The following is a 13,050-nucleotide window of genomic DNA, read 5'->3' on the forward strand; positions in this document are numbered from 1 at the left end:
AAAATCTAGAACCAAGCCAACGCAGACAAATTCGTAGGGAAAGAATAAAAAGAAAAAGATTAAAAAGAAAAAAAATTCGCAGGAATTTGATCTTTATTGTATTAAGTATTCTACTTATTTATTCCGCACGCAATGCAATGATTCATTTTGGTTTTATTAAGTATGAAAATGGAGAAAGTACTGTTTTTAAAAATATATGGAGTAATAATTCTGAGTTATTGGGAACTGTAATGATTGATGCAGGTCATGGAGGGAATGATTCTGGAACGACTGAAGCAGAGATTCCGGAAAAGGAACTGAATTTAAAAATTGCGCTTCAAATACAAAGAAGTTTAGAAAAAAAGGGAGTTCGTGTCTGGATGACTCGTAAGGACGATCGTTATGTTTCTTTAGAGGAACGAGTTATAAAGGCACAAAAAGAGCAACCAGATCTATTTATAAGCATACATCAAAATTCTTTTGAAGATTCTTCTGTAAGAGGAATGGAGATTTGGTGCAACGAAGAGAAATCAATTGGGGGAGAAGAAAGCAGAAATTTAGCGAAGAAGATAGAAGATACGATAAGTGCTGATGTTGAAATGATAAGCAGAGGGATTGTAGCAGACTGTGATTTACAAGTTTTAAGGCAAACAGAAATTCCGGCAGTATTAATTGAAATCGGATATGTTACGAATTTAGAGGATCGTCGTTTGATTTTTTCGGAGGATTATCAAAAAAAAGTAACAGAATATATTGCGGAAGGCGTCGTTGCATACCTGTTGCAAAATAACGCTAATGAATTAATTTAGTAATTAAAATAAAAATATAAGAAGATTATGGAAATGAAAAAGGTGTAAAATAATTGTTGCATTTTAAAATAGCTTAATATATAATTGGAAAAGCAAAAGCAGTTAGAGGTTTTTGCGAGAATTTTTGACTATTCCTATTTTAGGAATCATGGCCATGCGGACAGCCAGGTCAAATGCCGAGTTGGCAACTTCGTTGCCTTATTGATTGAGCATTTAGCTCAAATTTTATAAGTTGATGTTGATTACAATAATTCAACATTGAGTTGGTCACTAAACAACCGTGTGCTTGATGGCACATCACACTTGTGAAAAATCAATAAGAGTAGTAAAAGTAATTCTTGCTATATAGACTCTAATCGCTATCATTGGATTAATAAAATGCGAATGTAAATTCAAATAGATAACTCAATTTTAGTTTTGAAACTCAAGTGTAATGATGTTTAGAAATTTATCATCAAGCTTGAGTTTTTTTGTATTTAACAAAATATTAATGGATATCCTGTGGAACGATAAGAATGAGGATGAGGAAATGAGCAAATTGAGGTTATATGGATTTAACAATTTAACAAAATCATTAAGCTTTAATATCTATGATGTTTGCTATGCTAAAAGTGAAAGAGAGCAAAAAGATTATATTGCCTATATTGATGAGCAGTATAACTCCGATCGTTTGACGAAGATACTTTATCATGTATCTGAAATGATAGGAGCTCATGTATTGAATGTTTCAAAGCAGGACTATGAACCGCAAGGAGCAAGCGTCACTATTTTGCTTGCAGAAGAACAAATGATTCGTTCGGGATCATGTAAGAGTGTGGAAGAAGAAATCATAACAAAAGGTGATACCGTATTGGCACATTTGGATAAAAGTCATGTTACGGTACACACATACCCGGAATACCATCCGGATACGTGCATTGCAACATTTCGCGTAGATATTGATGTGGCTACTTGTGGTGAGATTACACCGCTGTCTACATTGGATTATTTAATTCAAAGCTTTGATTCTGATATCATAACGATGGATTATAGAGTTCGTGGATTTACAAGAGATATCGAAGGAAAAAAGCTTTTTATGGATCAAAGTATGACTTCGATTCAAGATTACATTGATGATAAAACACTAAAGAAATACGATGCCATTGACATTAATGTGTATCAATCTAATCTTTTTCACACGAAGATGCTGATAAAAGAGATTGATTTACAAAATTATTTGTTTAAAACAGACGTATATGAATTGCCTCCGAAAACAAGATTGGATATTACCAATAGTCTGAGGAGGGAAATGATAGAAATCTTTACCGGAAGTAATATTTTTGATTAAAGAGTAGGGGAGGATGAAATGTACTTAGACCAAAGCCGTATGCCGATTTTTGAGGCTTTACAGAAATTTAAAAAAGATCGTATTGTACCGTTTGATGTGCCTGGGCATAAAAGGGGAAAGGGAAACTTAGAACTGACTGATTTCTTAGGAGAAAAATGTCTGTCAGTTGATGTAAACTCCATGAAACCACTTGATAATTTGTGCCATCCAGTGTCTGTTATTTCCGAGGCAGAAGCACTTGCTGCTGATGCATTTGGTGCAGAGCATGCTTTTTTTATGGTAGGAGGAACCACATCATCTGTTCAGACGATGGTTCTGGCAGCTTGTAAGACAGGTGACAAAATCATTCTTCCACGAAATGTACATCGAAGTGCAATCAACGCATTGATTTTAAGCGGAGCAACTCCGATTTATGTCAATCCAGATATTGATGATGAACTTGGAATTTCTTTGGGAATGCGCCTGAGCGAATTGGAAAAAACAATTTTAGAAAATCCAGATGCAAAAGCTATTTTAGTAAATAATCCAACGTATTATGGAATTTGTTCGAATATAAAAGGCATTGTAGAACTTGCACACCGGCATGGGATGTTGGTTTTAGCCGATGAAGCGCATGGAACGCATTTTTATTTTGATGAGGCGCTTCCGATTTCTGCTATGGAAGCTGGAGCCGATATGGCAGCTGTCAGTATGCATAAATCCGGTGGAAGCTTAACGCAAAGTTCCTTTTTGCTGTTAGGGAAGGAAATGAATGCAGACTATGTAAGACAAATCATTAATCTCACCCAAACAACAAGCGGCTCTTATTTATTGCTTTCCAGTTTAGATGTATCTAGAAAGAATTTAGCCTTAAATGGACAAGAGATTTTTAAAAAAGTAAGATATTTAGCTGATTATGCAAGAAATGAAATCAATCAAATCGGTGATTATTATGCCTATTCTAATGAGAGAATCAATCATGATTCTATTTATGATTTTGATGTGACTAAATTATCGGTAAATACATTGAATGTTGGACTGGCTGGAATTGAAGTCTATGATTTGCTTAGAGATGAGTATGGTATTCAGATAGAATTTGGTGACATTGGGAATATACTCGCGTATGTCTCTGTAGGAGACCGGGAACGTGACATTGAACGTCTTGTCAGTGCACTTGCTGAAATACGTCGCAGATACAAAAAAGACCGCGCAGGAATGTTAGATCACGAATACATGAGCCCGATTGTTGCAGCGACTCCACAGAGAGCTTTTTACGGAGAAAAAAAATCACTGCCGATTATGGAAACCGCTGGGTATGTATGTGGAGAATTCGTCATGTGTTATCCTCCCGGCATTCCAATTTTGGCACCGGGTGAACAAATTACAGAAGATATTTTAAATTACATTCAATATGCTAAAGGGAAAGGTTGTTTCATGACCGGACCTGAGGATATGAAGATTGAGCGTATTAATGTAATGGTTGGAAAGGAGTAAGTGAAGCATGGAGTTATGGTATACAGAACGACACACAGATGATGTGAAGTTTTCCATCAAAGTAAATCGTCAGTTATTTTCTGAACAGAGTGAATTCCAAAGAATTGATGTTTTTGAATCAAATCAATTTGGTCGATTTTTAACCTTAGATGGATACATGATGCTAACGGAAAAGGATGAATTTATTTATCATGAGATGATTGTTCATGTTCCAATGGCGGTACATCCGAATGTAAAAAATGTTTTGGTAATTGGAGCGGGTGATGGCGGTGTGATTCGCGAGTTGTGCAAATATGATACCATTGAACGAATGAATATGGTTGAAATAGATGAGAAGGTTGTAGAAGTATGTAAAAAATACTTACCACTTACATCGTGTTGTTTGGATGATTCAAGACTAAAAATTTATTATCAGGATGGATTAAGGTTCGTTCGAACAAAACAGCAGGAATATGATTTGATTATCGTGGATTCTACTGATCCATTCGGTCCGGGAGAAGGACTTTTTACAAAGGAATTTTATGGAAATTGTTACAAAGCATTAAAAGATGACGGTATTATGGTAAACCAGCATGAGAGCCCGTTTTATCCGGAAGATGCCATTGCGATGCAGAGAGCGCATAAAAGAATTGTAGAAAGCTTTGAAGTAAGTAAGGTATATCAGGCACATATTCCGACGTATCCTTCCGGACATTGGCTGTTTGGATTTGCTTCAAAGAAATACCATCCGACAAGAGACTTTTTAGCGGAAAAATGGCTAAAGAGAGATTTAAAGACAAGGTATTATAATACGCAGATTCATTCAGGAGCGTTTGCATTACCAACCTATGTAGAGGAGCTTTTAAAAGATGTGGAATAAAAATATAGAAACCTTTATTGGATGTGATGCAAATTATGAGGATGCTCGCATTGTTATCTTTGGAGCACCGTTTGATTCTACGACTTCATTCCGACCCGGAACAAGATTTGCGAGCAGAACCATGCGCAGTGAATCCTTTGGATTAGAGACATATAGTCCATATCAGGATAAAGATTTGCAGGAAATCAGCGTTTTTGATGGCGGTGATCTGGAGCTAAGCTTTGGAAATCCATCGAATGCTTTAGATCAAATTAAAGAAACAACAAATAAAATTATTCATGCTGATAAAATTCCTTGCATGATTGGCGGAGAGCATCTGGTGACTTTTGGTGCAGTACAAGCTGTGTTTGAATCTTATAAAGAGCTTCGTGTTATTCATTTTGATGCACATACTGATTTGAGAGAGGAGTACTTGGGTGAGCGTTTGTCTCATGCTTCCGTAATTCGAAGAATTTGGGATTTAGTGGGTGACGACCGCATTCATCAATTTGGGATTCGAAGCGGAGAACGTGAGGAATTCCAATGGGCAAAAGAACACACCAATCTTAACAAGTTTTCTTTTGAAGGGTTGGAAGATGCAATAACAGCCTGCCAGGGATATCCGGTGTATTTTACCATTGACTTGGATGTGCTGGATCCTTCCGTCTTTCCGGGAACAGGAACACCTGAGGCTGGCGGTGTCACGTTTAAAGAATTACTTGAGGCAATTAAAAAAGTATCCGTATTAGACATTGTTGGTATGGATGTTAATGAATTAGCTCCGATTTATGATCCTAGCGGAGCGTCTACAGCGGTTGCTTGTAAAATACTTCGAGAACTATTATTGGCAGTTGGAAGCAAATAAATTAATTTATAAATTATAGAAAGTAAGTAAATGGAGTAACTAACAAGGAGGAAAAGAGAATGGGTAAAGCGTTAATTATTGGTTGTGGCGGTGTTGCGAGTGTTGCAATTCATAAATGCTGCCAAAACAGTGCAGTTTTTGAAGAAATCATGATTGCAAGTCGTACAAAAAGTAAGTGTGATCAATTAAAGAATGAGTTAGAAGGAAAGACAAAAACAATAATTCATACTGCACAGGTAGATGCGGATAACGTAGCGGAATTGGTTGCATTAATCAATGAATTTAAACCGGAGGTAGTATTAAATTTAGCACTTCCATATCAGGACTTAACAATTATGGATGCATGTTTAGAAACGAAAACACATTATATTGATACGGCAAATTATGAACCTTTGGATACGGCGAAATTTGAATATAAGTGGCAATGGGCATATCAGGAACGGTTTAAAGAAGCTGGAATTACGGCACTTCTCGGCAGTGGATTTGATCCGGGAGTAACCGGTGTATTTTCCGCATATGCAATGAAGCATCATTTTGATGAAATCAATGAAATCGATATTTTGGATTGCAACGGCGGTGACCATGGCTATCCGTTTGCAACAAATTTCAATCCTGAGATTAATATTCGTGAAGTATCTGCAAATGGAAGCTATTGGGAAGATGGCAAATGGATTGAAACAGAGCCGATGGAAATCAAAAGAGAGTATGACTTTAAAGGCGTAGGCAAAAAAGACATGTATTTATTGCATCATGAAGAATTAGAATCCTTGGCTCTCAATATTAAGGGTATTCACAGAATTCGTTTCTTTATGACGTTCGGACAAAGTTATCTTACTCACTTGAAGTGTCTTGAAAATGTTGGAATGACTTCAATTGAACCAATTGAATTTGAAGGAAAGCAGATTGTACCGCTTCAATTTTTAAAAGCTGTTCTTCCGGATCCGGCAAGCCTTGGACCAAGAACGGTAGGAAAAACAAACATTGGCTGTATCTTTAAAGGAAAGAAAGATGGAAAGGATAAAACCTACTATCTATACAATATCTGTGATCATCAGGAATGCTACAAAGAGGTTGGTTCTCAAGCAATCAGTTATACCACTGGCGTTCCGGCTATGATTGGTGCGATGCTTGTTATGAATGGAACATGGAGAGGGGAAGGAGTCTTTAACATTGAACAATTTGATCCAGATCCATTTATGGACGCATTAAATCAATGGGGACTTCCATGGGAAGAAGATTTTGATCCGACGTTAGTAGATTAAGGAAGAATGGATAATTATGAAACATTTTAATATTCCTACTCCATTTTATTTAATTGATGAAGATCTATTACAAAAAAATCTAAAGATATTAAAGCAAATTATGGATGAGACGGATTGCCGTATTTTACTTGCACAAAAATGCTTTTCCATGTTTTCAGTTTATCCGCTGATTGGAAAGTATCTTAGCGGAACAACTGCAAGCGGGCTTTTTGAAGCGAAACTTGGAGCAGAATATATGGGCTTAGAAAATCATATTTTTTCAGTAGCCTATAGAGAAGAAGAGATTGATGAGATTTTTAATATCTGTGATCATATTATATTCAATTCTTTTTCTCAATGGGGAAAATATAAGCATAAAGCGATGGAATTAAAAAAAGAATGCGGCCTTCGTATTAACCCAGAATGCTCGACGCAGGAAGGACATGCAATTTATGATCCCTGCTCCCCTTATTCTAGAATGGGCATTACAAAAAAGAATTTTCATTCAGATCAATTAGAGGGCATAAGTGGTCTTCATTTTCATACGTTATGTGAACAAAATTCAGATGCATTAAAAGTAACAATTGATGCAGTTGAAAAACAATTTGGGGAGATACTTCCTAAAATGAAATGGTTGAATTTCGGTGGAGGACATCATATTACTCGTCCGGATTATGACATTGAGACACTTGTTCAATTGATTCATCGTATGAAAGAACGTTATGGAGTGACTGTTTATTTGGAACCAGGGGAAGCGGTTGCACTTAATGCAGGGTATTTAGTAACAACGGTATTGGATTTAATTGACAATGGGATGGAGATTGCCATAGTTGATACATCAGCAGCTTGTCATATGCCGGATGTTTTAGAGATGCCATATCGTCCGGAAGTAATAGGAGCGGGTAAACCAGGTGAGAAAAAATATACGTATCGCTTAGGAGCACCTACTTGCTTAGCCGGAGATTTCATTGGTGATTATTCTTTTGATCAGCCATTACAAATTGGTGATCAGCTCTGTTTTTGTGATATGGCGATTTATTCCATGGTTAAAAATAATACGTTTAATGGTATAAATCTTCCATCCATTGCATTAAAAAAAGGGGAAGATATAAAAATCATTAAAACGTTTGGATATGAGGATTTTAAAAGCCGACTCAGCTAAACAATAATCATAAGCTTATACTGTGAACGCAGTATAAGCTTTTTTTATAATAGGGCATATGGTCAATCATACTTTTCGTTGACGGGAAACCTATTTTTCATTATAATCACCATATGGACAGAAAACAGGTGCATTGAGAGGTGGTGATACGATTGAAGGATGATACAAATGAAATTTTAAATCGTAGTTATCACTTTGGATATTTTGCAGTCTCTTTTCTTTTTTTATTTTTTTTGTCGTTTATTGTATTGTTTTTAATAGAAGGACAAGTTAGAGAGATACAATTCGAATCGTTAAAAACAAATGAATTACGAATCGTACAGCTGGAAAATGACCTATTAGGTAAGGATTTTAGTGCTATTGTTGCGGACATAGATTATCTCTATCATGCTTTTGATGAAAAACTGTTGGAAGAAAAAGAATATGATGAAATTGCAAAAAACTGGGTTGAATTTTCTACACACCAAGGGGTTTACGATCAAATCCGTTTTATAGATTTTATGGGAGATGAAAAAATTAGAATTAATTTAAAGGGTGAGTTTGGATATATCGTTCCTAAAAACGAGTTACAAAACAAAATGGATCGTTATTATTTTTATGAAGCAATCGTATTGCCAAAAGGGAGTATTTATGTATCCGCTTTGGATTTAAATAATGAAAATGGGATTATTGAAATACCACACAAGCCAATGATCCGGCTTTCTACTCCTGTGTATGATAAGAATAGTACAATACAAGGTGTTATTGTATTAAACTATTTGGCTCAAAATATTTTAGAGAGTTTTCGGAATTTAGCCGAAAACAGTCGAGGAGAAATTGTCTTAATTAATTCCAAAGGGGATTGGCTTTCCTGTGAAGATAAAACATTAGAGTGGAATTTTATGTTTGAACAACGTAAAGAAGATAATTTTTCAAATAAATATCCAGAAGAATGGAAAATGATAAAGAACGGGAATGGGCAAGTAGTAACCGATAATGGGCTTTTTACCTTTACGACGCTTTATTTGGAACAGAAATACAATCGACATGCTGAAAGTATAAAGAATAAAAATACTTATCTGGCTACGGGAAAATGGTACATTATTTCTTCTGTTCTAAGATCAGAAGAGGAAGGTTCTTTGGTTGTTGATGACAAAAAAACTTTGATATTAGATGTATTCCAAAAGAATGAATTGTACTTTTTATTAATGGGAGCAATTTCTATAATTGTTGCATTTTTAGTTTATTTTAATCGAAAAACTTATTCAAAAATTAAATATTACTCGGAATATGATTCACTTACGAAGGTATATAATCGCAGGGCTGGAATTGCTCGAATCAATCGATTGTTTCCGGCGGACGAGAAAAAAAATTTTTTGGTAAGCTTATGTTTCCTTGATGTAAACGGCTTGAAACAAGTGAACGATACTTTAGGGCATAAACATGGTGATGAGTTATTATTGACAGTTGTTAATGTCATTAAAAATGAGATTTGTGATTATGATTTTGTAATACGAATGGGAGGCGATGAATTTTTGATTGTTTTTCATAACGTTTCCGCTGAGTTTGCTGAAACGGTATGGGAGCGTATTTTAAATGGATATGAAATCATAAATGAAACAGAAAATAGACCATATTTGGTTAGTGTGAGTCATGGAATTGTAAGTTATAATAATTCTAAAATGTCTCAAGTGGATGATTTAATAAAAGTTGCCGATGAAAAGATGTATCAGGAAAAACGAAGAATAAAGGAAAATTTAAACGTAATTCGTTCTTAGTATTAATTGATAAAGCATATTTCATATTAATTAACATTTTTATTAATAGAAAGGAAGAAATTATCATGAGTGCATTAAGTGGATTAAAAATATTAGATTTTTCAACGTTATTACCGGGGCCGTTTGCAACGCTTATGCTGGCTGATTTGGGTGCAGAAGTATTAAAGATAAGTTCAAAAAAGAAACCGGATATTGTTTTGGATTATCCTCCATTTATAGATGATAATAGCAATCTTTCTGCAAATCAAGCATGGCTCGGAAGAAACAAGAAAACCATGTTTTTAAATTTAAAAAAACAAGAGTCAATTGAAATTGTAAAAAAATTAATAATGGAATATGACATTATAGTAGAACAGTTTCGACCTGGCGTTATGGAAAAATTGGGGTTAGGGTATGAGACTCTTAAGGAAATCAATCCAAAACTGATTTATTGTTCTCTTACCGGATATGGGCAAAATGGACCGTTAAAGAATAAAGCTGGACACGATATTAATTATTTGGCGCGTAGTGGTAATATGTCATGTGCCGGACGAAAGGAAACCGGGCCTGTACTTACTAATATGCAAATTGCGGACCTTGCAGTTGGTTCCTTAAATTCCGTTGTGGGAATCTTAGCGGCGGTGCATTTCAGAAATAATACCGGAAAAGGACAATTTGTTGATGTTGCAATGTCTGATGGACTCATTCCTTTTCTTGCAATGGATGGAACTGCATTTCTTGCCACAGGTAAGCAGCCTGAGAGAGAGGACGAACGCTTAAATGGTGGATGCTTATATGATTTTTATGAAACAAAGGATGGAAGATATTTGAGCGTTGGATGTTTGGAACCTCAATTTTTTAAAGAGTTTTGTTTCTGTATTAACCGACCGCAATACATAGAGGGTACCGTATGGCCGGAACAGATTGAAGTGATTAAAGATGATGTTAGAGCGGTTATAAAGAGTAAGACTATGGAAGAATGGCTCGAAATATTTAAAGGGAAAGAAGTTTGTGTTGAACCAGTGTTATCGCTTCAGGAAGCTCTATTAAAGGATGAACATACTAAGGCTAGAGAAATGGTCGTCGATGTTTCTTTGCCGATTGGTGAAGGGAAATCCATCAAACAATTGGGGACAGCAATTAAGCTTTCTGAATGCCCAATTGAATATAAGCATGGAGGTTATCCATTAGGACATCATACGAACAGTGTTCTGACTTCTCTTGGGTTTACAGAAGATGAAATTAAAGAGATGGTACAAGATGAGATTATAGGATAACTCATTCTTTTAATTCAAAGTAATTTCTGTGAAATGTTAATAAGCCTTCATCTCTTAATTTACAAAGTTCATTTGACATGGCGCTTCGATCTACGGATAAATAATCAGCGAGCTCTTGACGATTAAATGGGATTTTGAAGGATTGACTATGTGCCTGAATTGCTTGTGAGGATAAATAAGATAATAGTTTTTCTTTTGTGGTACGCTTTGTAATATGTTCTATTTTCTGTGTAAGTAAGATATTTTTCTTTGCTAATATTTGCAACATATTTTGGATTAATTGTATGTGATATCTACAGGAGGAGGAGCAAGTCTTTATTATTTTTTTATAATCAAGGAACAAAATTTCTGTTTCTTCTGTTGTAATAACACTGACGGGATAGAATTGAAGTTGCGCACAAGAAAAAGCTTCTCCGAAGAGATCGCCTTTGCTTAGACGTGTAAGTATGGTTCGATTACCCCAAAAATCTTCTTTGACTACATTTACACTTCCTTTAACAATAACTCCAATCATTGAAACTGGATGATTCATGGAAATAATAAATGTATTTTTTTGATATACTTTTTTTTTCGCGCTTAAGCATTTTAAAATTGAATCCATTTCGTTTTCAGTTATTTGGGAAAATAATGGACAAGATCTTACGATAGATGAATTAAGATTCATAAGCACGCACCCCTTTGGTTTAAAAACAGCAAAACTATTTTTTATTCAGTATAGTAGAACTGTCTTATTAAGTCAATAAAATAGGTTGCTCTTATATTGCAAAAACGGTAATATAGAAAAAAGTCGATTGAGCAATTAGGAGAAAAAAATGAGTCAAATAATAAATTTTTCATATATCAGCAATATGCACGAAATAAAGCTAAAAGAACGGGATAAAAAGATTGTTCATTCTGATTTTTTGGATGTTTTAAATAAAGAAATGCATTCATCTCAAATGAAAGAGAAAAACATAGAATTGGAATCTATTTTCGAACGTGCTGCTAAAAAATATCAAGTGCCGTTAAATTTGTTAAAAGCGGTAGCGAAAGCGGAGTCAAATTTTAATATAAATGCGGTTTCTCATTGTGGTGCACAAGGTGTCATGCAGTTAATGCCAAAGACTGCAGCTGCGCTTGGAGTTGAAGATGCTTTTGATCCAGAACAAAATATTTTTGGAGGAGCCAACTATTTATCACAGAAATTGAAGCAGTATGGGGGAAATATAAAATTAGCGTTAGCTGCGTACAATGCGGGTAGTGGTAACGTAAAAAAATACAGAGGAATACCTCCGTTTGAAGAAACCCATAATTATATAAATAAAGTTATAGAATATATGGAAGGTGGATTATCCGTTGATAATGTAAACCAAAATAAGAATTTACAAAGTATGATGCCATTTGAACAAAACATTGAAATAGATAAGTTGCTCATGATTTCGTATGAGGAAATATTAAAAGCAACGTTACGTATGAATATTCTTAGCCATAGCCTTGGAAACTTGACCGAAACAGGAGACTTTAATAATGGAGCATAATAATAGGTGGAGTCATACTCTAGAAAAGAGAAGAATGCAGATTTCAAATCTTTTCTGGGGTATTGTCCTAATTGAGTTTATTACGGAAGTATCCGTTTTTTATATCTTAAAAAATAATCATCTTTTTCACGTAAGTATTACAGAGCCAAAATATTTATGGCATTACGTTTTTCTTCCATCCTTAATTAATATTATTTTTGTTTCTTTTTCTTCAATCTGTCAACGTTCTCAAAGCAGAAATACCAGCCAAAAGAATAATTCGATTTTAATAACAGGGTCGGCTATGTGCTTTGTTATTACTTATTTTCATGATGCAATTTTTATTGTATATGCATCCTATACAATACCGATTATGGTAGCTTCCTTATTTGGAGAAGTAAAAAAAACGAAAATTGTATTTTTAAGTAATGTAGTCCTTTCTTCTTTATGTTGGATACATTCTTTTTTTCTTACAACTGAGTCGTTAGAGATTTTTTTTATTAATTTAATTTCATTTTATGCAATCTTATTTGCTTCTTATTTACTTTGCCAGGTATTGATATCTTACAATAAAGAAAATTTGATTTATCTTCGATCTGGATATCGTCTTCAAGAAACTTTGCGGGAGCAAGTAAAGCAAGATTCACTTACAGGACTGTATAATCAAAATACTTTTTTTTCCTATGTCGATACAGTATTAAAAGAAGACTTATCAAAAGGAAAGATTACTGCGTTAGCAATTTTGGATTTGGATGATTTTAAAAAAATTAATGATACTTATGGACATTCAACAGGGAATGAAGTGTTAACCAGATTATCTAAAATGCTCCGCACTTATTTTTCAGAA

General features: G+C 34.7%; 12 protein-coding genes. 11 read left to right on the top strand and 1 reads right to left on the bottom strand.

Annotated elements, in window-relative coordinates; all coding sequences use genetic code 11:
- The 9 genes from I2490_RS02040 to I2490_RS02080 all read left to right on the top strand — a co-directional run.
- The coding region (locus I2490_RS02040) for an N-acetylmuramoyl-L-alanine amidase family protein (protein ID WP_206458126.1) at window positions 1–788 on the top strand (788 nt) is incomplete at its 5' end.
- 529 nt (window positions 789–1,317) lie between these two features.
- A complete protein-coding gene (gene speD / locus I2490_RS02045) occupies window positions 1,318–2,115 on the top strand; it encodes an adenosylmethionine decarboxylase (RefSeq protein ID WP_206458127.1) in 798 nt (265 codons plus the stop codon).
- An 18-nt stretch (window positions 2,116–2,133) separates the two neighbouring features.
- The gene (locus I2490_RS02050; RefSeq protein ID WP_245157055.1) at window positions 2,134–3,588 is read left to right on the top strand and encodes an aminotransferase class I/II-fold pyridoxal phosphate-dependent enzyme; all 1,455 of its coding nucleotides are present in this window, start codon (window positions 2,134–2,136) and stop codon (window positions 3,586–3,588) included.
- A 7-nt stretch (window positions 3,589–3,595) separates the two neighbouring features.
- The gene (gene speE / locus I2490_RS02055) at window positions 3,596–4,447 is read left to right on the top strand and encodes a polyamine aminopropyltransferase (RefSeq protein WP_206458128.1); all 852 of its coding nucleotides are present in this window, start codon (window positions 3,596–3,598) and stop codon (window positions 4,445–4,447) included.
- Complete coding sequence (gene speB / locus I2490_RS02060) at window positions 4,437–5,291, top strand: agmatinase (RefSeq protein ID WP_206458129.1); 855 nt, start codon at window positions 4,437–4,439, stop codon at window positions 5,289–5,291. Before speE ends, speB begins: the two co-directional genes overlap by 11 nt.
- 59 nt (window positions 5,292–5,350) lie before the next feature.
- Window positions 5,351–6,553, top strand: coding sequence for a saccharopine dehydrogenase family protein (locus I2490_RS02065; protein ID WP_206458130.1), 1,203 nt, complete (start codon window positions 5,351–5,353; stop codon window positions 6,551–6,553).
- A 16-nt stretch (window positions 6,554–6,569) separates the two neighbouring features.
- The gene (nspC, locus tag I2490_RS02070; RefSeq protein ID WP_206458131.1) at window positions 6,570–7,694 is read left to right on the top strand and encodes a carboxynorspermidine decarboxylase; all 1,125 of its coding nucleotides are present in this window, start codon (window positions 6,570–6,572) and stop codon (window positions 7,692–7,694) included.
- Between the two features lie 152 nt (window positions 7,695–7,846).
- Entirely contained in the window at window positions 7,847–9,451 is a 1,605-nt protein-coding gene (locus tag I2490_RS02075) for a sensor domain-containing diguanylate cyclase (RefSeq protein ID WP_206458132.1), read from the top strand.
- A 65-nt stretch (window positions 9,452–9,516) separates the two neighbouring features.
- Window positions 9,517–10,707, top strand: a complete 1,191-nt coding sequence (locus tag I2490_RS02080; RefSeq protein ID WP_206458133.1) for a CaiB/BaiF CoA transferase family protein — start codon at window positions 9,517–9,519, stop codon at window positions 10,705–10,707.
- Window position 10,708: 1 nt separating this feature from the next.
- Here the strand turns inward: I2490_RS02080 and I2490_RS02085 are convergent, their stop codons facing one another.
- Entirely contained in the window at window positions 10,709–11,371 is a 663-nt protein-coding gene (locus I2490_RS02085; protein WP_206458134.1) for a Crp/Fnr family transcriptional regulator, read from the bottom strand.
- A 148-nt stretch (window positions 11,372–11,519) separates the two neighbouring features.
- Here I2490_RS02085 and I2490_RS02090 point away from each other — a divergent pair, with 148 nt between their 5' ends.
- Both I2490_RS02090 and I2490_RS02095 read left to right on the top strand, forming a co-directional pair.
- Window positions 11,520–12,224: a lytic transglycosylase domain-containing protein gene (locus I2490_RS02090; protein WP_206458135.1), complete on the top strand. Its 705-nt coding sequence runs from the start codon at window positions 11,520–11,522 to the stop codon at window positions 12,222–12,224.
- A partial coding sequence (locus I2490_RS02095) for a GGDEF domain-containing protein (RefSeq protein WP_206458136.1) occupies window positions 12,214–13,050 on the top strand: 837 nt, incomplete at its 3' end. The genes I2490_RS02090 and I2490_RS02095, both read left to right, overlap by 11 nt.

The organism is Anaerovorax sp. IOR16 (assembly GCF_017168145.1).
Classification (GTDB): Bacteria; Bacillota; Clostridia; order Peptostreptococcales; family Anaerovoracaceae; genus IOR16.